General features: G+C 58.9%; 17 protein-coding genes and 1 pseudogene. All 18 read left to right on the forward strand.

The window, feature by feature from the left end; all coding sequences use genetic code 11:
* Window positions 1-167: 167 nt before the first annotated feature.
* Window positions 168-905 (forward strand): 30S ribosomal protein S2, encoded by a 738-nt coding sequence (gene rpsB, locus ACA067_RS05195; RefSeq protein ID WP_007907989.1) that lies wholly within the window; start codon window positions 168-170, stop codon window positions 903-905.
* Window positions 906-1,094: 189 nt separating this feature from the next.
* Window positions 1,095-1,958 (forward strand): translation elongation factor Ts, encoded by an 864-nt coding sequence (gene tsf, locus ACA067_RS05200; protein ID WP_154997187.1) that lies wholly within the window; start codon window positions 1,095-1,097, stop codon window positions 1,956-1,958.
* 213 nt (window positions 1,959-2,171) lie between these two features.
* Window positions 2,172-2,915, forward strand: coding sequence for a UMP kinase (gene pyrH, locus ACA067_RS05205; RefSeq protein ID WP_003172271.1), 744 nt, complete (start codon window positions 2,172-2,174; stop codon window positions 2,913-2,915).
* A complete protein-coding gene (frr, locus tag ACA067_RS05210; RefSeq protein ID WP_497460877.1) occupies window positions 2,912-3,469 on the forward strand; it encodes a ribosome recycling factor in 558 nt (185 codons plus the stop codon). Before pyrH ends, frr begins: the two co-directional genes overlap by 4 nt.
* A 13-nt stretch (window positions 3,470-3,482) precedes the next feature.
* Window positions 3,483-4,238: a polyprenyl diphosphate synthase gene (gene uppS / locus ACA067_RS05215; protein WP_497460878.1), complete on the forward strand. Its 756-nt coding sequence runs from the start codon at window positions 3,483-3,485 to the stop codon at window positions 4,236-4,238.
* Window positions 4,238-5,044: a phosphatidate cytidylyltransferase gene (locus tag ACA067_RS05220; RefSeq protein ID WP_497460879.1), complete on the forward strand. Its 807-nt coding sequence runs from the start codon at window positions 4,238-4,240 to the stop codon at window positions 5,042-5,044. Before uppS ends, ACA067_RS05220 begins: the two co-directional genes overlap by 1 nt.
* Complete coding sequence (ispC, locus tag ACA067_RS05225) at window positions 5,041-6,231, forward strand: 1-deoxy-D-xylulose-5-phosphate reductoisomerase (protein WP_497460880.1); 1,191 nt, start codon at window positions 5,041-5,043, stop codon at window positions 6,229-6,231. Before ACA067_RS05220 ends, ispC begins: the two co-directional genes overlap by 4 nt.
* Before the next feature lie 50 nt (window positions 6,232-6,281).
* Window positions 6,282-7,634: a sigma E protease regulator RseP gene (gene rseP / locus ACA067_RS05230; RefSeq protein WP_497460881.1), complete on the forward strand. Its 1,353-nt coding sequence runs from the start codon at window positions 6,282-6,284 to the stop codon at window positions 7,632-7,634.
* Between the two features lie 74 nt (window positions 7,635-7,708).
* Window positions 7,709-10,084: an outer membrane protein assembly factor BamA gene (gene bamA, locus ACA067_RS05235; protein WP_497460882.1), complete on the forward strand. Its 2,376-nt coding sequence runs from the start codon at window positions 7,709-7,711 to the stop codon at window positions 10,082-10,084.
* Between the two features lie 45 nt (window positions 10,085-10,129).
* Window positions 10,130-10,633: an OmpH/Skp family outer membrane protein gene (locus tag ACA067_RS05240; protein ID WP_008028980.1), complete on the forward strand. Its 504-nt coding sequence runs from the start codon at window positions 10,130-10,132 to the stop codon at window positions 10,631-10,633.
* Window positions 10,634-10,635: 2 nt separating this feature from the next.
* The gene (gene lpxD, locus ACA067_RS05245; RefSeq protein WP_497460883.1) at window positions 10,636-11,691 is read left to right on the forward strand and encodes a UDP-3-O-(3-hydroxymyristoyl)glucosamine N-acyltransferase; all 1,056 of its coding nucleotides are present in this window, start codon (window positions 10,636-10,638) and stop codon (window positions 11,689-11,691) included.
* Between the two features lie 108 nt (window positions 11,692-11,799).
* Entirely contained in the window at window positions 11,800-12,240 is a 441-nt protein-coding gene (gene fabZ, locus ACA067_RS05250; RefSeq protein ID WP_008154051.1) for a 3-hydroxyacyl-ACP dehydratase FabZ, read from the forward strand.
* A complete protein-coding gene (gene lpxA, locus ACA067_RS05255; RefSeq protein ID WP_497460884.1) occupies window positions 12,237-13,013 on the forward strand; it encodes an acyl-ACP--UDP-N-acetylglucosamine O-acyltransferase in 777 nt (258 codons plus the stop codon). Before fabZ ends, lpxA begins: the two co-directional genes overlap by 4 nt.
* A gap of 2 nt (window positions 13,014-13,015) precedes the next feature.
* Window positions 13,016-14,146 (forward strand): lipid-A-disaccharide synthase, encoded by a 1,131-nt coding sequence (gene lpxB / locus ACA067_RS05260; RefSeq protein ID WP_497460885.1) that lies wholly within the window; start codon window positions 13,016-13,018, stop codon window positions 14,144-14,146.
* 11 nt (window positions 14,147-14,157) lie between these two features.
* Window positions 14,158-14,784 carry a ribonuclease HII gene (gene rnhB, locus ACA067_RS05265; protein ID WP_064676113.1) on the forward strand — a complete coding sequence of 209 codons (627 nt, stop codon included), beginning with the start codon at window positions 14,158-14,160 and terminating at the stop codon, window positions 14,782-14,784.
* A 74-nt stretch (window positions 14,785-14,858) separates the two neighbouring features.
* Complete coding sequence (dnaE, locus tag ACA067_RS05270) at window positions 14,859-18,380, forward strand: DNA polymerase III subunit alpha (protein ID WP_497460886.1); 3,522 nt, start codon at window positions 14,859-14,861, stop codon at window positions 18,378-18,380.
* Between the two features lie 153 nt (window positions 18,381-18,533).
* Complete coding sequence (locus tag ACA067_RS05275) at window positions 18,534-19,481, forward strand: acetyl-CoA carboxylase carboxyltransferase subunit alpha (RefSeq protein WP_497460887.1); 948 nt, start codon at window positions 18,534-18,536, stop codon at window positions 19,479-19,481.
* A gap of 133 nt (window positions 19,482-19,614) precedes the next feature.
* A pseudogene (gene tilS, locus ACA067_RS05280) lies at window positions 19,615-20,942 on the forward strand (tRNA lysidine(34) synthetase TilS).
* The last annotated feature ends 252 nt before the right edge of the window (window positions 20,943-21,194 follow it).

Raw genomic sequence — 21,194 nt, forward strand, 5'->3', positions numbered from 1 at the left:
CCGTTTTTTTACGCCTTGTGGTATAAAATGCGCCGCTTTCCGGGGATCCCCTGAAAAGCCTAAATCCACACACGTGTCGACACGATGACCTGGGTGCCTGAAGCGTAATGCTGCTGGTTGGTCATTGGGATACGTGGAGGCCAAACCCGACTTATTAAGGAACTATCATGTCCCAAGTCAACATGCGCGATATGCTGAAGGCCGGTGTGCACTTCGGTCACCAGACCCGTTACTGGAACCCGAAAATGGGTAAATACATTTTCGGCGCGCGTAACAAGATCCACATCATCAACCTTGAAAAAACCCTGCCAATGTTCAACGAAGCTCTGACTTTCGTAGAGCGCCTGGCCCAGGGCAAAAACAAGATTCTGTTCGTCGGCACCAAGCGTTCCGCTGGCAAGATCGTTGCTGAAGAAGCAGCACGTTGCGGTTCGCCGTACGTCGATCACCGCTGGTTGGGCGGCATGCTGACCAACTTCAAAACCATCCGTGCTTCCATCAAGCGTCTGCGTGACCTTGAAGTGCAAGCCGAAGACGGTACCTTCGCCAAGCTGACCAAGAAAGAAGCGCTGATGCGCACTCGCGATCTTGAGAAGCTCGATCGTTCCCTGGGTGGTATCAAGGACATGGGCGGTCTGCCAGACGCTCTGTTCGTTATCGACGTTGATCACGAGCGCATCGCGATCACCGAAGCCAACAAGCTGGGCATCCCGGTTATCGGCGTAGTCGATACCAACAGCAGCCCGGAAGGCGTTGACTACATCATCCCAGGCAACGATGACGCAATCCGCGCTATCCAGCTGTACATGGGTTCGATGGCTGACGCAGTCATCCGTGGTCGCAACCACGTTGCTGGCGGTACCGAGCAGTTCGTTGAAGAAGCTCCGGCAGCTGCAGCTGAGTAATTGACGCCTTGGCGTTGACTCAGTAAGCAAAAAGGGGGCTTGGCCCCCTTTTTGCCACCTCGAAAACCATTTGTCGGCAGCGCAGCTACAGCCTTTGTAACGTGCAGCGGCTACAAGATGGTTCGGGAAGAATTGAACGCCCGTTTGATCGGGTGGAATGGTTGAAAACCTATCCAAGAGGATTTTGAAATGGCAGAGATTACTGCAGCGTTGGTCAAAGAACTGCGCGAGCGTACCGGCGAAGGCATGATGGATTGCAAAAAGGCCTTGACCAAGGCCGGCGGCGACATCGAAAAAGCCATTGATGACATGCGTGCTTCGGGCGCCATCAAGGCTGCCAAAAAAGCGGGCAACGTTGCCGCTGAAGGCGCGATCGCTCTTAAAGAAGACGGTAAATCTGCCGTTCTGCTGGAAGTGAACTCGCAGACCGACTTCCTGGCTCTGCAGGACGATTTCAAGGCATTTGTTGCTGCAAGCGTTGAAAAAGCGTTTGCTGACAAGCTGACTGACGTCGCTCCGCTGATCGAAGCTCAAGAAGCCGATCGCCTGGTTCTGGTCGGCAAGGTTGGCGAAAACGTCAACATCCGTCGCCTGGCGCGCGTTGAAGGTGATGTTGTTGGTGGTTACCTGCACGGCAACAAGATCGGTGTTGCGGTTGTTCTCAAGGGCGGCAACGTTGAGCTGGCCAAAGACATCGCCATGCACGTAGCGGCCACCAACCCTGAATTCCTGCTGCCATCGGAAGTTTCCGCTGAAGCGGTCGAGCGCGAGAAAGGCGTGTTCCTGACCCTCAACGCTGACAAGATCGCCGGCAAGCCGGAAAACATCGTTGAAAACATGGTCAAAGGCCGTATCAGCAAGTTCCTGGCTGAAGCGAGCCTGGTTGAGCAGGCGTTCGTCAAGAACCCTGAAATCAAGGTCGGCGAACTGGCCAAGAAAGCCGGTGCTGAAATCGTTTCTTTCACCTACTTCAAAGTAGGCGAAGGCATCGAGAAGCCGGTCGACAACTTCGCTGAAGAAGTTGCTGCCCAGCTGGCTGCCGCCAAGCAATAAGACAGTTTTCAACTGTCGCCCTGAAGAGGCTGCCCGCTCACGCGCGCAGCCTCTTTTCAGATGGGGTGCCAAATTTTTTAATTGGTTTCCCTTTGGAACTGGCTTACAAAGCCATGTTCTGATGGCGCTGAAGCAGCGCCAAGCTAGAGTGAACAGCCAGCTGTAAACAGCTCGCAAAGAATTTTTTAAAATACGCCGCAGGAGAGATTCGCAATGGCTCAGCAGGGCAGTGGTTATCAGGCTCGCTATAAACGCATTCTACTCAAGCTTAGCGGCGAGGCCCTGATGGGCTCGGAAGAGTTCGGGATCGATCCGAAAGTTCTGGATCGCATGGCGCTGGAAGTCGGCCAGCTGGTCGGTATCGGTGTTCAGGTCGGTCTGGTGATCGGTGGTGGTAACCTGTTCCGCGGTGCGGCGCTGAGCGCGGCCGGCATGGATCGGGTCACTGGCGACCACATGGGCATGCTGGCCACTGTGATGAACGCCCTGGCCATGCGCGATGCGCTGGAACGTGCCAATATCTCGGCCATCGTGATGTCGGCCATTTCCATGGTTGGCGTGACCGATCACTACGATCGCCGCAAAGCCATGCGTCACCTGAACGCCAAGGAAGTTGTGATTTTTGCGGCCGGTACCGGTAACCCGTTCTTCACCACGGATTCGGCAGCCTGCCTGCGTGCAATCGAAATCGATGCCGATGTAGTGCTCAAGGCAACCAAGGTCGATGGCGTCTACACCGCTGACCCGTTCAAAGACCCGCATGCCGAGAAGTTCGATCATCTGACTTACGATGAAGTGCTGGATCGCAAGCTGGGCGTGATGGACCTGACGGCCATTTGCCTGTGCCGCGACCATAAGATGCCGTTGCGCGTATTTAACATGAACAAGCCCGGCGCCCTGCTGAACATCGTGCACGGCGGCGCTGAAGGGACCCTGATCGAGGAAGGCCAACAATGATCAATGAAATCAAGAAAGACGCTAAAGAGCGTATGCAAAAATCCGTCGAAAACCTGGCTCACAACTTCGGCCGTATTCGTACCGGCCAGGCTCACCCAAGCATCCTTGAAGGCGTGATGGTGCCGTATTACGGTTCCGACACTCCAATCAAGCAGGTGGCGAACATCACCGTCAAAGATGCCCGTACCCTGCAAGTCGTTGCCTTTGAGCGCAACATGCTGGGTGCCGTCGACAAGGCTATCGGTAGCGCGGGTCTGAACCTCAACCCGACCAACCTGGGTGAATTGTTGCTGATCTCCATGCCGGCCCTGACCGAAGAAACCCGTAAGGGCTTCACCAAGCAGGCTCGTGATGTGGCTGAGGACGCCCGTGTTGCCGTGCGCAACATCCGTCGTGACGCAAACAGCTCGCTGAAGGATCTGGTCAAGGAAAAAGAAATCAGCGAAGACGAAGAGCGTCGCGCCACTGGCGAGATCGACGATCTGACCAAGAAGTTCGTAGCTGAAATCGACGCTAAGTTGGCGGAGAAAGAAAAAGACCTGATGGCCGTATAAGGGTCGCTTTGTCATGGATAAGATCAAGCAGAGTGCGCCGACTGCGGTGCCGCGCCATGTCGCGATCATCATGGATGGTAACAATCGTTGGGCGAAAAAACGCTTTATGCCGGGTGTCGCCGGGCATAAAGCGGGTGTGGATGCCGTTCGGGCAGTGATCGAGGTGTGTGCCGAGGCCAAGGTCGAAGTGCTGACGCTGTTCGCCTTCTCCAGTGAGAACTGGCAGCGTCCGGCCGCCGAGGTCAGTGCCTTGATGGATCTGTTCTTCAGGGCGCTGCGACGTGAAGCCAAGCGCCTGAACGAGAACAACATCAGTTTGCGCATCATTGGCGACCGTTCTCGCTTCCATCCGGAGCTGCAGGTTGCCATGCGTGAGGCCGAGGCCATGACGGTGGGCGCCGATCGCTTCATCCTGCAGATCGCCGCCAACTACGGCGGTCAGTGGGATATCGCGCAAGCCGCGCAGCGTCTGGCGCGGGAAGTTCAGGCCGGGCATCTGCGTCCGGAAGACATCACCCCAGAACTGTTGCAAACCTGCCTGGTCACCGGCGACCTGCCGTTGCCGGACTTGTGCATCCGTACCGGTGGCGAGCATCGCATCAGTAACTTCCTGCTGTGGCAACTGGCTTACGCCGAGTTGTACTTTTCCGACCTGTTCTGGCCGGACTTCAAACACGATGCCATGCGTAACGCGCTGGCCGATTACGCTTCTCGCCAGCGCCGCTTCGGTAAAACGAGCGAGCAGGTCGAGGCTGGAGCCCGGGTTTAATGCTTAAACAACGAATCATCACCGCACTGATCCTGCTACCGATTGCGTTGTGCGGGTTTTTCCTGCTTGAAGGCACAGGGTTTGCCCTGTTCATCGGGCTGGTCGTGACCCTCGGGGCCTGGGAATGGGCGCGCCTGGCGGGCTTCACCGAGCAGCCGATCCGCGTCGCCTATGCGGCGGTGGTCGCGTTGATGCTGTTTGTCATGCATATCCTGCCGGGGCTGGCGCCATGGGTGTTGGGCGCTTCTGTGCTCTGGTGGGGTGTTGCGACCTGGCTGGTGCTGACTTACCCGCGCTCCAGCGAACATTGGGCCAGCGCGGCCTGCAAGCTGGTGATCGGTCTGCTGATTTTGTTGCCGGCCTGGCAAGGGCTGGTGCAGATCAAGCAGGAGCCCTTGGGCAACTGGCTGATCATGGCGGTGATGGTGCTGGTCTGGGGGGCCGATATCGGTGCTTACTTTTCCGGCCGGGCGTTCGGCAAGCGCAAGCTGGCCCCCCAGGTCAGTCCCGGCAAAAGCTGGGAAGGCGTGTATGGCGGGTTGGCGGCGAGCCTGGTGATCACGGCAATCGTCGGAATCGTTCGCGACTGGAGTGTCGCCCAGATGCTGATCGGTCTGATCTGCGCCGCAGTGATCGTGTTTATCTCGGTGGTGGGTGACCTCACCGAGAGCATGTTCAAGCGTCAATCCGGGATCAAGGACAGCAGCAACCTGCTGCCAGGTCACGGCGGTGTGCTCGACCGCATCGACAGTCTCACGGCGGCGATTCCAGTGTTTGCCGTATTGCTGTGGATGGCCGCACCGTGAGCCGCCCACAGCAGATTACCGTGCTGGGGGCGACCGGCTCGATCGGTTTGAGCACGCTCGACGTCATTGCGCGTCATCCCGAGCGTTATCAGGTGTTTGCCTTGAGCGGCTTCACCCGCTTGAGTGAGCTGCGGGCGCTGTGCGTTCGTCATGCGCCGCGGTATGCCGTGGTGCCTGAGGCGAGCGCAGCCCGAGGCTTGCAGGACGACTTGCATGCAGCTGGCCTGTCGACTCGTGTGCTGGTGGGGGAGGAGGGGTTGTGCCAGGTGGCGGCCGATCCTGAAGTGGATGCCGTGATGGCGGCTATCGTCGGTGCGGCGGGCTTGCGTCCGACCCTGGCGGCGGTCGAAGCTGGCAAGAAAATCCTTCTGGCCAACAAAGAAGCACTGGTGATGTCCGGTGCGTTGTTCATGCAGGCCGTGCGTAAAAGCGGTTCGGTGCTGTTGCCGATCGACAGTGAGCACAACGCGATTTTCCAGTGCATGCCAGGGGATTTTGCCCGTGGCCTGGGGGCCGTCGGCGTGCGTCGGATTTTACTGACAGCCTCCGGTGGTCCGTTCCGGCAGACGCCGATGGCTGAGCTGGTGCATGTGACTCCCGATCAGGCGTGTGCCCATCCGAACTGGTCCATGGGGCGCAAGATCTCGGTAGATTCGGCCAGCATGATGAACAAGGGGCTCGAGTTGATCGAGGCCTGCTGGCTGTTCGATGCCAAGCCATCCCAGGTCGAGGTAGTGATTCACCCGCAGAGCGTGATTCATTCGTTGGTCGATTACATCGATGGTTCGGTGCTGGCCCAATTGGGCAATCCGGACATGCGTACGCCCATTGCCAATGCACTGGCCTGGCCAGAGCGTATCGACTCGGGCGTACCGCCGCTGGATCTGTTTGCCATCGCGCGCCTGGATTTCCAGGCGCCTGATGAAGATCGCTTCCCTTGCCTGCGCCTTGCGCGTCAGGCGGCCGAAGCGGGTAACAGTGCGCCGGCCATGCTCAATGCGGCGAATGAAGTGGCGGTCGCGGCCTTTCTCGACGGACGGGTTCGTTACCCGGAAATCGCGAGTATCATCGAGGAAGTGTTGAATCTTGAACCGGTGGTTGCGGTGGACGATCTCGACGCGGTGTTTACGGCGGACACGAAGGCGCGTGTGCTGGCCGGACAATGGTTGAGTCGTCACGGGCGGTAAGTGCAATACGTTGGCCCATGCAGCAACGAACAGGATTGCGGAGAAAGTAGATGAGCGCGCTCTATATGATTGTCGGCACCCTGATAGCCTTGGGTGTGCTGGTCACCTTCCACGAATTCGGCCATTTCTGGGTCGCACGTCGCTGTGGGGTCAAAGTGCTGCGTTTTTCCGTGGGCTTCGGCATGCCGCTGCTGCGCTGGCACGACAAGCAAGGCACTGAGTTCGTGGTCGCCGCCATCCCGCTGGGCGGCTATGTGAAAATGCTGGACGAGCGCGAAGGCGAAGTCCCTGCCGATCAGATCGATCAATCCTTCAATCGCAAATCGGTCCGTCAGCGCATCGCTATCGTCGCGGCGGGCCCGATTGCCAACTTTTTTCTGGCGATGTTTTTTTTCTGGGTAGTCGCCATGCTCGGCAGCGAGCAGGTGCGGCCTGTCATTGGCGCCGTCGAATCTGGAAGCATCGCCGCCAAGGCAGGTCTGAGCGCCGGTCAGGAAATCATTGCCATCGATGGCGAGCCCACTTCCGGCTGGGCGGCGGTCAATCTGCAGCTGGTGCGTCGCCTGGGCGAAAGCGGTTCCCTGCAGTTGTTGGTTCGCGAGCAGGGCTCCACGGCCGAATCGCCTCGTGAACTGGCACTGGACAAATGGCTCAAGGGTGCCGATGAGCCGGATCCGATTCGCTCGCTGGGGATTCGTCCCTGGCGTCCGGCCCTGCCACCGGTGCTGGCCGAACTTGATCCCAAAGGCCCGGCCCAGGCTGCTGGTCTGAAGACAGGCGATCGATTGCTCGCCCTGGACGGCAAGGCGCTCGATGACTGGCAGCAAGTGGTCGATACCGTCCGCATGCGCCCTGATAGCAAAATCATCCTGCGGGTCGAGCGCGACGCCGCTCAAATCGACGTCCCGGTGACGCTGGCGGCGCGTGGCGAGAAGAAGGCACCCAGTGGTTATCTGGGGGCAGGGGTAAAGGCAGTCGACTGGCCGCCCGAGATGATTCGCGAGGTCAGTTACGGTCCCGTGGCAGCGATCGGGGAGGGTGCTCGACGCACCTGGACCATGAGTGTGCTGACCCTCGATTCGCTCAAGAAAATGTTGTTCGGCGAGCTCTCGGTAAAAAACTTGAGTGGACCGATAACCATTGCTAAAGTGGCGGGCGCTTCTGCCCAGTCGGGTGTCGCTGATTTCCTGAATTTCCTTGCTTATCTGAGTATTAGCCTGGGTGTTCTGAATTTGTTGCCCATTCCTGTACTGGATGGGGGGCATCTGTTGTTTTATCTGATCGAGTGGGTGCGTGGTCGCCCCTTGTCGGATCGGGTGCAGGGTTGGGGGATACAGATCGGTATCAGTTTGGTGGTCGGGGTGATGTTGCTTGCTCTGGTCAATGATCTGGGTCGACTGTAACGCTTCGCTGAATTGCGAATCTGCCGCATTTTGCGGCAGTTTGTTTATTGCCAGTTGGAATAAGAAAGGACTTCATGAAACGTCTGCTGCTAACTGCGGTTTTCACCGTATTGATGATCGCCGAAGTTCACGCCGAGTCCTTCACCATCTCTGATATTCGCGTCAATGGCCTCCAGCGGGTCTCCGCGGGTAGTGTCTTTGGTGCCTTGCCGTTGAACGTCGGTGAAAAGGCGGACGATCGTCGCCTGGTGGAATCCACGCGTGCGCTGTTCAAAACCGGTTTCTTTCAAGATATCCAGTTGGGTCGCGATGGCAACGTCCTGGTCATCACGGTCGTCGAGCGTCCCTCGGTCGCCAGTATCGAGATCGAAGGTAACAAGGCGATCTCCACTGAAGACCTGATGAAGGGCCTCAAACAATCCGGTCTGGCCGAAGGCGAGATCTTCCAGCGCGCCACCCTCGAAGGTGTGCGTAACGAACTGCAGCGCCAGTACGTCGCCCAGGGTCGCTACTCCGCCACCGTCGACACCGAAGTGGTGCCGCAGCCGCGTAACCGCGTTGCGCTGAAGGTCAACATCAACGAAGGCACCGTCGCGGCTATCCAGCACATCAACGTGGTGGGTAACACGGTCTTCGCCGACGAAGACCTGATCGACCTGTTCGAACTCAAGACCAGCAACTGGTTGTCGTTCTTCAAGAACGACGACAAGTACGCCCGTGAAAAACTCTCCGGTGACCTGGAGCGCCTGCGTTCCTACTACCTGGACCGTGGCTATATCAATATGGATATCGCTTCGACCCAGGTGTCCATCACCCCGGACAAGAAACACGTCTATATTACCGTCAACGTCAACGAAGGCGAGAAGTACACCGTTCGTGACGTCAAGCTGAGCGGCGACCTGAAAGTCCCTGAAGACCAGGTCAAGTCCCTGTTGCTGGTGCAGAAAGGCCAGGTGTTCTCGCGCAAGCTGATGACCACCACGTCGGAACTGATCACCCGCCGCCTGGGTAACGAGGGTTACACCTTTGCCAACGTCAACGGCGTGCCTCAGCCTCACGAGGACGACCACACGGTAGACATCACGTTCGCCGTCGATCCGGGCAAGCGTGCCTACGTCAACCGTATCAACTTCCGTGGCAACACCAAGTCCGAAGACGAAGTGCTGCGCCGTGAAATGCGTCAGATGGAAGGCGGCTGGGCTTCGACCTACCTGATCGACCAATCCAAGACCCGTCTTGAGCGCCTGGGCTTCTTCAAGGAAGTCAACGTCGAAACGCCGGCCGTGCCGGGCGTCGATGACCAGGTCGATGTGAACTACAGCGTTGAAGAACAGGCTTCCGGTTCGATTACCGCCAGTGTCGGTTTCGCCCAGAGCGCCGGTCTGATCCTCGGTGGTTCGATTACCCAGAACAACTTCCTGGGTACCGGTAACAAGGTCAGCGTCGGTTTGACCCGCAGTGAATACCAGAGCCGTTATAACTTCGGTTATGTCGACCCGTACTGGACTGCCGATGGCGTGAGCCTGGGTTACAACGCGTTCTATCGCACCACTGACTACGACGATCTCGACGTCGACGTTGCCAGCTATGCCGTGGACAGCCTGGGTGCTGGCGTGAGCGTCGGCTACCCGATCAGCGAAACGTCGCGTCTGACCTTCGGCCTGACGGCGCAACAAGACAAGATCAAGACGGGCGTCTACACCGTTGACGAGATCTTCGACTTCGTTAACAAGGAAGGCGACAACTACCTGAACTTCAAGGCCTCGGCCGGCTGGTCTGAATCCACCCTGAACAAGGGCGTACTCGCCACCCGTGGCCGTTCCCAAAGCCTGGTGCTGGAAACCACCACGCCTGGCAGCGACCTGTCGTTCTTCAAGCTCGATTACCGTGGCCAGTTGTTCCAGCCATTGAGTGAAAACTACACCATGCGCCTGCACACCGAATTGGGTTATGGCGATGGTTACGGTTCGACCGATGGCTTGCCATTCTATGAAAACTACTATGCTGGTGGTTTCAACTCGGTTCGTGGCTTCAAGGACAGTACTTTGGGTCCGCGCAGTACGCCTAGTCGTGGTACAAACCCGGGTACACTGGCCGATCCGGACCAGGATCCGCTGCCGTTTGGTGGCAACGTCCTGATCCAGGGCGGTGTAGAGCTTCTGTTCCCTCTGCCGTTCGTCAAGGATCAACGCTCCCTGCGTACCTCGGTATTCTGGGATGTGGGTAACGTCTTCGACTCGAAGTGCGAAGACACCACCAATGCAAACGGTACGTCGTCCAATACGAAGTGCAACGACATCAGTCTGAGCAACATGGCCAGTTCCGTCGGTGTCGGCGTGACCTGGGTTACCGCACTGGGTCCTCTGAGTTTCGCGCTGGCCATGCCGGTCAAGAAACCGGATGACGCCGAGACTCAAGTGTTCCAATTCTCCCTCGGCCAGACGTTCTAAGCGTCTGACCCAAGATAACGACAATGGATTTTGTAGGAGTACATCGTGCGTAAGTTGACTCAATTGGTTCTCCTGGCGACCGTACTGGTAGCAGGTCCGGCTTTTGCCGACATGAAAATCGCCGTTCTGAACTATCAGATGGCACTGCTGGAATCCGACGCGGCCAAGAAATACGCGGTGGATGCAGAGAAAAAATTCGGCCCTCAGCTGACCAAGCTCAAGACGCTGGAAAGCAGTGCCAAAGGCATTCAGGATCGTCTGATGGCGGGCGGCGACAAGATGCAGCAAGGCGAGCGTGAACGCCTGGAACTCGAGTTCAAGCAAAAGGCCCGTGACTTCCAGTTCCAGTCCAAGGAACTGAACGAAGCCAAAGCCGTTGCCGACCGTGAAATGCTGAAGCAGCTCAAGCCGAAACTGGACAGCGCTGTGGAAGAAGTCATCAAGAAAGGTGCTTTTGACCTGGTCTTCGAGCGTGGCGCAGTGATTGATGTCAAGCCTCAGTACGACATCACTCGCCAGGTAATCGAGCGCATGAATCAGCTGAAGTAACCATGACAGCGACTATAAAGCTCGGCCAATTGGCCGAGTTCCTCGGCGCCACACTACGTGGCGACCCGGAGAAAGAAATTACTGGGCTAGCCACTTTGCAAGAGGCTGGCCCAGCTCAGTTGAGCTTTCTCGCAAACCCCCAATACCGTAAATACCTGGCGGACAGCCGGGCCGCTGCGTTGTTGCTGAAGGCCGCTGATGCTGAAGGTTTTACCGGGGATGCACTGGTGGTGCCTGATCCATATTTGGCTTATGCACGTATTTCCCATCTGTTCGATCCCAAGCCAAAGGCGGCTGCCGGTATTCATCCGACAGCTGTTGTGGCAGCGGACGCAGTGGTCGATCCGGCGGCGAGCATTGGCGCCTTTGCGGTGATCGAAAGCCGCGCGCGCATTGCTGCGGGTGTGACCGTTGGCGCGCATTGCTTCATTGGTGCCCGCTGCGAGATTGGCGAGGGGGGTTGGCTGGCTCCGCGGGTTACGCTGTACCACGATGTTCGCATCGGTAAGCGGGTGGTGATTCAATCCGGTGCTGTACTCGGTGGCGAAGGTTTCGGTTTTGCCAACGAGAAAGGTGTCTGGCAGAAAATCGCCCAGATCGGTGGGGTGCTGGTGGGTGACGACGTGGAGATTGGCGTGAATACCGCTATCGACCGGGGTGCACTGGCCGATACCGTACTGGGTAACGGTGTGAAGCTCGACAATCAGATTCAGATTGCCCACAACGTTCAGGTCGGTGATCACACTGCCATGGCTGCGTGCGTGGGGATCTCCGGCAGCACCAAAATCGGCAAGCACTGCATGCTCGCCGGTGGTGTAGGGCTGGTGGGGCATATCGAAATTTGCGACAACGTTTTCATCACCGGGATGACCATGGTGACCCACTCGATTACCGAAAAGGGTTCCTATTCTTCCGGTACAGCCATGCAACCGGCTGCCGAATGGCGCAAAAGCGCGGCACGCATCCGTCAGCTCGATGACATCGCGCGACGGCTGCGACAGCTGGAAAAGCGAGTAGGGGAAGTGACCCCTGACGATAATGCTTCATCAGATGGCTGATACCATTTCCATATCAAGTGTGTACAGCCGCTAGACGGCCTCCTTGATTTGCTAGAGGAATGCGCGTCAGTCGCGCGTTTCCAATCTTTACATAGGCTTCCCCCCGAAATGATGGACATCAACGAGATTCGCGAATACCTGCCTCACCGTTACCCGTTCCTGCTGGTGGACCGGGTCGTGGATCTGGATGTGGAAGGCAAGCGCATTCGCGCCTACAAGAATGTCAGCATCAACGAACCCTTTTTCAATGGCCACTTCCCCGCGCATCCAATCATGCCGGGTGTGTTGATCATCGAAGCGATGGCTCAGGCTGCCGGCATCCTTGGCTTCAAAATGCTCGACGTGAAGCCTGCCGACGGCACGCTCTACTACTTCGTCGGCTCCGACAAGCTGCGTTTTCGCCAGCCCGTCACCCCAGGCGATCAGTTGATCCTCGAAGCCCGCTTCATCAGCTGCAAGCGCCAGATCTGGAAGTTCGAGTGCCAGGCTTCGGTCGACGGCAAGCCAGTCTGCTCTGCTGAAATCATCTGCGCGGAACGCAAACTATGAGTTTGATTGACCCTCGCGCAATCATCGATCCGGCGGCCATTCTGGCCGACGGCGTCGAGGTCGGCCCTTGGTCGATCATCGGTGCAGGTGTGGAAATCGGCGAGGGGACAGTGATCGGGCCGCATGTGATTCTCAAAGGCCCGACCCGAATCGGTAAGCATAATCGCATCTACCAGTTTTCTTCGGTAGGCGAGGACACGCCCGATCTGAAATACAAGGGTGAAGAGACGCGTCTGGTCATCGGTGACCACAACGTCATCCGTGAAGGCGTGACGATTCACCGCGGCACCGTCCAGGACCGTTCGGAAACGACCCTGGGTGATCACAACCTGATCATGGCCTATGCCCACATCGGCCACGACAGCGTCATCGGCAACCACTGCATCCTGGTCAACAACACCGCGCTGGCGGGCCATGTGCATGTCGAGGACTGGGCGATCCTCTCTGGTTTTACCCTGGTCCACCAGTATTGCCACATCGGCGCCCACAGCTTTTCCGGCATGGGTACCGCCATCGGCAAGGACGTGCCCGCGTACGTCACGGTGTTCGGCAACCCGGCGGAAGCGCGCAGCATGAACTTCGAAGGCATGCGCCGTCGGGGGTTCAGCGAAGACGCGATCCACGCGTTGCGTCGTGCCTACAAGGTGGTTTACCGCCAGGGCCTGACGGTCGAGCAGGCGCTCGCCGAGCTGGCCGAACCTTCGGCGCAGTTTCCGGAAGTCGCGGTGTTCCGTGATTCCATCCAGTCTTCGACCCGCGGCATCACGCGTTAATCATGGCTAATCTGCGTATAGCGCTGGTAGCCGGTGAGGCTTCCGGTGACATTCTCGGTGCCGGTCTGATGCGCGCACTCAAGACTCGGCATCCGGCGGTGGAGTTCATCGGGGTCGGTGGCCCGTTGATGCAGGCTGAAGGCCTGACCTCGTATTTCCCCATGGAACGTCTTTCCGTGATGGGCCTGGTGGAAGTGCTGGGCCGCTTGCGTGAGTTGCTCAAGCGCCGCAAGAAGCTGATCGCCGACCTGATCGCCGAGAAACCGGACGTGTTCATCGGCATCGATGCCCCGGACTTCACCCTCAACATCGAACTCAAGCTGCGTCAGGCCGGGATCAAGACCGTGCATTACGTCAGCCCGTCGGTCTGGGCCTGGCGGCAGAAACGGGTGCTGAAGATTCGCGAAGGCTGCGACCTGATGCTGACGCTGTTCCCGTTCGAAGCGAAATTCTACGAAGAGAAGGGCGTGCCGGTACGGTTTGTCGGGCACTCCCTGGCCGATGCGATCCCGCTTGAAGCCGATCGCGCCGCCGCACGTGCCGAACTCGGCCTGCCGGACGGACCGCTGGTCGCATTGATGCCCGGCAGTCGCGGTGGGGAGGTTGGCCGTCTCGGTGCGTTGTTCCTCGATACCGCCCAGCGTCTGCGTGCGCTGCGCCCTGGCGTGCGGTTCGTCCTGCCTTGCGCCAGCCCCGAGCGGCGCAAGCAGCTTGAAGAGTTACTGGCGGGTCGCGATCTGCCACTGACCTTGCTCGACGGCAACTCTCATCTGGCGCTGGCGGCCTGCGACGCCGTGCTGATTGCCTCCGGAACGGCGACGCTTGAAGCCTTGTTGTACAAGCGGCCGATGGTGGTTGCCTATCGCCTGGCGCCCCTGACGTTCTGGATTCTCAAGCGCATGGTGAAAAGCCCATACGTGTCCTTGCCGAACCTGCTGGCCCAGCGCCTGCTGGTGCCCGAGCTGCTACAGGACGATGCGACGGTCGAAGCGCTGGCCCAGACCCTGTCGCCGCTGATCGAGGGTGGTGAAGAGCAGACCCGCGGTTTTGACCAGATACACCGGACCCTTCGTCTGGACGCCTCCAACCAGGCTGCGGATGCAGTGCTGAAGCTGATCGGTCAAGTACAATGAAAAAAACAAGCATGCAAATGGGGCTGGATTTCAACTTGGTCGCTGAAGTCGAAGAATTGGTCGCCGGCGTCGACGAAGTCGGTCGTGGCCCGCTCTGTGGTGCCGTGGTGACCGCTGCGGTGATCCTCGATCCGAGCCGACCGATTCTGGGTCTGAACGACTCGAAGAAACTGACCGAGGCCCGTCGCGAAAAGCTTTATGACGAAATCTGCGAAAAAGCCCTGAGCTGGTGCATCGCTCGCGCCGAAGTCGAAGAAATCGACCAGTTGAACATCCTCCACGCCACCATGCTGGCCATGCAGCGCGCCGTCGAGGGCCTGCACATCACGCCAAGACTGGCGATGATCGACGGCAACCGCTGCCCGAAACTGTCGATGCGCGCCGAAGCGGTGATACAGGGGGACGGCCTGGTACCGGCCATCGCGGCGGCATCGATTCTGGCCAAGGTCAGTCGCGACCGTGAAATGGCTGCTTTCGAATTGGTTTACCCGGGGTACGGCATCGGCGGCCACAAAGGCTACCCGACCCCCGTTCATCTGGAAGCCCTGGCCCGCCTGGGGCCGACGCCGATTCACCGGCGCTCGTTCGCCCCGGTCCGCCTGGCTTACGAGGCACGGGCACACCTGATCGTGAGTTAGTCGCAAGGCTGATGTTTTTTCCAAGGCCCGGTACAATCCGGGCCTTGTTGTTTTCATGTTTAGACAGGATCACTATGCCGGCTTCATTCGTTCACCTACGCCTGCACACTGAATATTCCCTGGTCGACGGTCTGGTGCGGATCAAGCCGCTGGTCAAGACCCTGGTCGGCATGAACATGCCTGCCGTAGCGGTCACCGACCAGAACAACATGTGTTCCCTGGTCAAATTCTATAAAGCGGCCATGGGTGCGGGGATCAAGCCGATCTGCGGCGCCGACCTGTGGCTGTCGAACAAGGATCCGGATAACGCCCTGAGCCGGATCAGTCTGTTGGCCATGAACGCCGTCGGCTATCGCAACCTGACCGAACTGATCTCCCGCGGCTTCATCGACGGCCAGCGCAATGGCTCGATCATCATCGAGCGCGAGTGGGTGGCCGAAGCCAGCGAAGGCTTGATCATGCTGTCGGCGGCGAAAGAAGGCGAGATCGGCCTGGCCATGCTCAGTGGCAACCCGGCTGAAGCGGAAAACCTGGCGCGCGAATGGATGGCGGTGTTCCCGGATCGCTTCTACCTGGAAATCCAGCGCACCCATCGCCCCAACGATGAAGAGCAATTGCACGGCGCCGTGGCCCTGGCCGAGAAGATCGGTGCGCCACTGGTGGCGACCAACGACGTGCGCTTCATCAAGCAGGAAGACTTTGCCGCTCACGAAACCCGTGTCTGCATCGGTGAAGGCCGTGCGCTTGACGATCCGCGACGTTCGAAGAATTACAGTGACCAGCAATACCTCAAAAGCGCCGAGGAAATGGCTGAGCTGTTCAGCGACATTCCCGAGGCACTGGCAAACACCGTCGAGATCGCCAAGCGCTGCAACATCGAAGTGAAACTGGGCAAGCACTTCCTGCCTAACTTCCCGATTCCCGATGGCATGACCATCGACGAGTATTTCCGCAAGGTGTCCTTTGACGGTCTGGAAGAGCGCTTGAGCGTTCTGCTGCCCAGGGACACCACCGAAGACTACGAAGCCAAGCGCCAGGTCTATGTCGACCGGTTGAATTTCGAGCTGGATATCATCATCCAGATGGGCTTCCCCGGTTACTTCCTGATCGTGATGGACTTTATCCAGTGGGCCAAGAGCAACGGCGTGCCGGTAGGTCCGGGTCGGGGGTCGGGTGCCGGGTCGCTGGTGGCCTATGTGCAGAAGATCACCGACCTCGATCCGCTGGAATATGACCTGCTGTTCGAACGTTTCCTTAACCCGGAACGGGTCTCCATGCCCGACTTCGACGTCGACTTCTGCATGGACGGTCGCGACCGTGTAATCGACTACGTGGCCGAGAAATACGGCCGCAATGCGGTCAGCCAGATCATCACGTTCGGTTCCATGGCGGCCAAGGCTGTGGTCCGTGACGTGGCGCGGGTGCAGGGCAAGTCCTACGGCCTGGCGGATCGTCTGTCGAAGATGATTCCGTTCGAAGTCGGCATGACCCTGGAAAAGGCCTACGAACAGGAAGAAATCCTGCGTGACTTCATCAAGGTTGATGAAGAGGCCGCGGAAATCTGGGAAATGGCGCGCAAGCTGGAAGGCGTTGTGCGTAACGTCGGCAAGCACGCCGGTGGTGTTGTTATCGCCCCGACTAAGCTGACTGACTTCTCGCCGATTTATTGCGATGAGGCCGGTGACGGTCTGGTCACCCAGTTCGACAAGGATGACGTTGAAGCCGCCGGCCTGGTGAAGTTCGACTTCCTCGGTCTGCGAACGCTGACGGTCATCGACTGGGCGCTGAAAACCATCAACCGCGACCGCGCCAAGGTCGATGAGCCGCCGCTGGACATCGCGTTCATCCCGCTGGATGACAAACCGACTTACCAGCTGCTGCAAAAGGCTGAAACCACCGCGGTGTTCCAGCTCGAGTCGCGCGGCATGAAGGAGCTGATCAAAAAGCTCAAGCCCGACTGCCTGGAAGACTTGATCGCACTGGTGGCCCTGTTCCGTCCGGGCCCATTGCAATCGGGCATGGTTGACGACTTCATCAACCGTAAGCACGGTCGCGCCGAACTCGCGTACCCGCACTCGGATTACCAGTACGAAGGCCTCAAGCCGGTGCTGGCACCGACTTACGGCATCATCCTGTATCAGGAACAGGTGATGCAGATCGCCCAGGTCATGGCCGGTTACACCCTCGGCGGGGCGGACATGCTGCGGCGGGCCATGGGCAAGAAAAAGCCCGAAGAAATGGCCAAGCAGCGCGGCGGCTTCATCGAGGGTTGCAAGACCAACAATATCGATGCGGACCTGGCCGGTAACATTTTCGACCTGGTGGAAAAATTCGCCGGTTATGGCTTCAACAAATCCCACTCCGCCGCTTATGGCCTGGTCTCGTACCAGACCGCGTGGCTGAAGACACACTACCCGGCACCGTTCATGGCCGCGGTACTGTCGGCGGATATGCACAACACCGACAAGGTCGTGACCTTGATCGAAGAAATTCGCACCATGAAGCTGCGTCTCGACGCGCCGGATGTGAATACCTCGGAGTTCAAGTTCACGGTAAACGACGAAGGCCGCATCATTTACGGCCTCGGCGCGATCAAGGGCGTGGGCGAAGGGCCGGTCGAGGCGATTACCGAGGCGCGGCAGAACGGGCCGTTCAAGGACCTGTTCGATTTCTGTGCCCGGGTCGACCTCAAGCGCATCAACAAGCGCACCCTGGACGGATTGATTCGCAGCGGCGCCCTGGATCGTCTGGGGCCCTGTTTCCATGACGAACCGAAAGCCTATCAAGCCAGCATCGACCAGAACCGCGCCATCTTGCTGACAGCGATGGAAGGGGCGATCAAGGCCGCCGAACAAACGGCCCGCACCCACGACAGTGGTCACGCGGACTTGTTTGGCGGACTGTTCGTCGAAGAAGACGCCGATGTCTATGCCAATCACCGCAAGGCCAAGGAGCTGACCCTCAAGGAGCGCCTGAAAGGGGAAAAAGATACCCTCGGCCTGTACCTGACCGGTCACCCGATCGACGAATACGAAGGCGAGATCCGCCGTTTTGCCCGTCAGCGCATCATCGACCTGAAACCGGCCCGGGATACCCAGACGGTCGCGGGCATGATCATCGCCCTGCGCGTGATGAAGAACAAAAAGGGCGACAAGATGGGGTTCATCACCCTTGACGATCGCTCTGGCCGGATCGAAGCCTCGTTGTTTGCCGACGCGTTCCATTCCGCGCAGTCGCTGTTGCAGACCGACGCGATGGTGGTGGTCGAAGGCGAAGTCAGCAACGACGACTTCTCCGGTGGCCTGCGCCTGCGGGTCAAGCGGGTGATGAGCATGGAAGATGCGCGCACCAACCTGGCCGAAAGCCTGCGCCTGACGCTGCAGACCAAGGATCTCAAAGGCGATCGGCTGCGCTGGCTGGGGGAGCTGTTCAAGCGCCATCGCGGTGCGTGCCCGATCACCCTGGAATACACCAGTCCCGATGCGAAGGCCTTGCTGCAGTTTGGCGAGACCTGGCGAATCGACCCGGCGGATGCCTTGATTCAAGCCCTGCGTGACCAGTTCGGGCGAGACAACGTCTTCCTCCAATACCGTTGACGGTCAGGCCTCATTCTTCTCCATCAAGAGCGTGGCCTGATCTCGACCGAATTTTTTAATCTCGACCTGAACGCGCCTGTCCCTTAAGGTAGGGCGCGAATAGACAACCGGCCGGCCCAAGTTCTCTTGGAGGTCGACCCAAGACGGACGCCTATGAACCCGAATTTTCTAGATTTCGAACAGCCGATCGCCGACCTGCAAGCCAAGATCGAAGAGTTGCGCTTGGTCGGTAATGACAATTCGCTGAATATCGGCGATGAGATCTCCCGCCTGCAGGACAAAAGCAGCACGCTGACCGAAGACATCTTCGGCAAGCTGACCAGCTGGCAGATCGCACGTCTGGCACGTCACCCGAAACGTCCGTATACCCTGGACTACATCGAACACATCTTCACCGAGTTCGACGAACTGCACGGCGACCGTCACTTCTCCGACGACGCGGCAATCGTGGGTGGTATTGCCCGTCTGGACGACCAGCCGGTGATGATCATCGGCCACCAGAAAGGCCGCGAAGTGCGCGAGAAAGTTCGCCGCAACTTCGGCATGCCGCGTCCGGAAGGCTACCGCAAGGCGTGCCGCCTGATGGAAATGGCCGAACGCTTCAAAATGCCGATCCTGACCTTCATCGACACCCCGGGCGCCTACCCGGGTATCGACGCCGAAGAGCGCAACCAGAGCGAAGCGATCGCCTGGAACCTGCGCGTCATGGCGCGCCTGAAAACCCCAATCATCGCCACCGTGATCGGTGAGGGTGGTTCCGGTGGCGCGCTGGCGATCGGCGTGTGCGATCAGTTGAACATGCTGCAGTATTCGACCTACGCGGTGATTTCGCCGGAAGGTTGCGCTTCGATTCTGTGGAAAACCGCGGAAAAAGCCCCGGATGCCGCTGAAGCCATGGGCATCACCGCCGAGCGCCTCAAAGGCCTGGGCATCGTGGACAAAGTGATCGGCGAGCCTTTGGGCGGCGCCCACCGTGATCCAGCCAAGGCGGCAGCCTCGATCCGTGCCGAGCTGAGCTCGCAACTGTCGATGCTGAAGAAGTTCGATAACGACGCGCTGCTGGCCCGCCGTTACGAGCGTCTGATGAGCTACGGTCTCTGATCTGACCTTGCTTGACCCATGTGGGAGCGAGCTTGCTCGCGATGGCGGTTTAACATTCAACAAATAGGTTGGCTGTTACACCGCTATCGCGAGCAAGCTCGCTCCCACATTTGATTTGGGCGAAGTGAACACTATGAGCTCATCCAAGAATGATCTGCCCGCCAGGCTTCTGCTGAATCTGAAGCCCTGGCGCAACGCCGCCACCTGGCGCATCGCCTTCTCCGGCGGCCTCGATTCCACCGTCCTGCTGCACCTTCTCGCCCATCTCGCAAAAACCGAATCCCTGCCCGCGCTAAGCGCCATCCACGTCCATCACGGCCTTCAAACTGCGGCTGATGCGTGGCCGGCACATTGTCAGGCGGTCTGTGATGCGCTGGGTGTGCCGCTGGAGGTGATTCGCGTCCAGGTTCAGCCTGGCGCCAGTCTTGAGCGTGCGGCCCGGGATGCGCGCTATGGCGCGTTCATCGAGGCCACTCGAGCCAATGAGGTGCTGCTGACTGCACAGCACCGTGACGATCAGGCAGAAACCCTGTTGTTTCGGTTGCTGCGTGGGGCAGGCGTGAGAGGGTTGTCGGGGATGCCACGCCAACGACCGCTGGGCAAAGGACATCTATTGCGGCCCTTGCTCGATGTCACGCGGACGGAATTGGAGGCTTATGCGGCCGAGTATCGGCTGAGCTGGATTGAAGACCCGTCAAATCAGGACCGGCAATACTCGCGCAATTACCTGCGTCATCAGGTGTTCCCGGTATTGACCGAGCGCTGGCCGCAAGCGGTGGCGACCATGGCCCGCAGCGCCGCGCATCTGAGTGAAGCGCAGGCATTGCTCGATGAGCTGGCGCAAATCGATCTGGCCCACGCGAGTACGGTCAGTGAGTTCGATTGGCTGGGTTTGCCGTCCCTGGAGCTGGCGCCACTGGCAACACTCTCCGCTGCTCGCCAGCGAAATGCACTGAGTTACTGGCTCGCGGCGCTGACGCGTCTGCCGGATAGCGACCATTGGTCGGGTTGGGAGGATTTGCGTGATGCTACCGGCGATGCTCGTCCGAGCTGGCGATTGGCGGATGGCGAACTCCATCGGGCAGGTGGGCGGATCTGGTGGTTGTCCGGCAGCTGGCTACGCCCCGTACTCGACGCTGGAACCTGGCCTGATCCCGCGCTATCGCTGGCGTTGCCGGGCAACGGTGTACTGACACTCACCGGCCAAATCCCCGCTGGCCCGCTGCATATCCGCTATCGTGAAGGCGGTGAGGTCATGAATCTGCCGGGTCGCGGCCACCGTGATCTGAAGCGTTTGCTCAACGAACGCGGTGTCCCGAACGTCGCCCGTGGCAGATTGCCGCTGCTGTACCAGGGCGAGCAATTGCTGGCGGTGGCGAACCTGCGGGGCTTGAACGGCAGCGCAAAGGACGGCTGGAATTTACATTGGCAGCCACCACCTGCGATCAAGGTTTGAGCTGAAAGGGGCTTTCCGGTAGACTACGCTCCCTTCTTGATACAACTTCTGTGGATTCGCCTGAATTGCAGGAGTTGCCGATTACCAAGCAGTCTTTGCTGGGCGATTCCAAAAAATGTGTAGCGAGCAACGTACCGGTGTTTCACCTTCCGGTCTGTCCCAACGCGGCGGTTTTTTTGAAAGATGCACTGTGATTGATGCAGGTGATCGGGGGCTTCGGCCTTCCTTCGCTTTCCCCGGCGGCTCGGACCGCTTTA

The organism is Pseudomonas sp. LBUM1674 (assembly GCF_059695635.1).

Bases quoted from the DNA above. Each gene is read 5' to 3' on its own strand.
- ACA067_RS05275 (WP_497460887.1), top strand. From the start codon at position 18,534: ATGAACCCGAATTTTCTAGATTTCGAACAGCCGATCGCCGACCTGCAA.
- lpxA (WP_497460884.1), top strand. From the start codon at position 12,237: ATGAGTTTGATTGACCCTCGCGCAATCATCGATCCGGCGGCCATTCTG.
- fabZ (WP_008154051.1), top strand. From the start codon at position 11,800: ATGATGGACATCAACGAGATTCGCGAATACCTGCCTCACCGTTACCCG.
- frr (WP_497460877.1), top strand. From the start codon at position 2,912: ATGATCAATGAAATCAAGAAAGACGCTAAAGAGCGTATGCAAAAATCC.
- lpxD (WP_497460883.1), top strand. From the start codon at position 10,636: ATGACAGCGACTATAAAGCTCGGCCAATTGGCCGAGTTCCTCGGCGCC.
- tsf (WP_154997187.1), top strand. From the start codon at position 1,095: ATGGCAGAGATTACTGCAGCGTTGGTCAAAGAACTGCGCGAGCGTACC.
- rseP (WP_497460881.1), top strand. From the start codon at position 6,282: ATGAGCGCGCTCTATATGATTGTCGGCACCCTGATAGCCTTGGGTGTG.
- lpxB (WP_497460885.1), top strand. From the start codon at position 13,016: ATGGCTAATCTGCGTATAGCGCTGGTAGCCGGTGAGGCTTCCGGTGAC.
- uppS (WP_497460878.1), top strand. From the start codon at position 3,483: ATGGATAAGATCAAGCAGAGTGCGCCGACTGCGGTGCCGCGCCATGTC.
- dnaE (WP_497460886.1), top strand. From the start codon at position 14,859: ATGCCGGCTTCATTCGTTCACCTACGCCTGCACACTGAATATTCCCTG.
- bamA (WP_497460882.1), top strand. From the start codon at position 7,709: ATGAAACGTCTGCTGCTAACTGCGGTTTTCACCGTATTGATGATCGCC.
- pyrH (WP_003172271.1), top strand. From the start codon at position 2,172: ATGGCTCAGCAGGGCAGTGGTTATCAGGCTCGCTATAAACGCATTCTA.
- rpsB (WP_007907989.1), top strand. From the start codon at position 168: ATGTCCCAAGTCAACATGCGCGATATGCTGAAGGCCGGTGTGCACTTC.
- ACA067_RS05220 (WP_497460879.1), top strand. From the start codon at position 4,238: ATGCTTAAACAACGAATCATCACCGCACTGATCCTGCTACCGATTGCG.
- rnhB (WP_064676113.1), top strand. From the start codon at position 14,158: ATGCAAATGGGGCTGGATTTCAACTTGGTCGCTGAAGTCGAAGAATTG.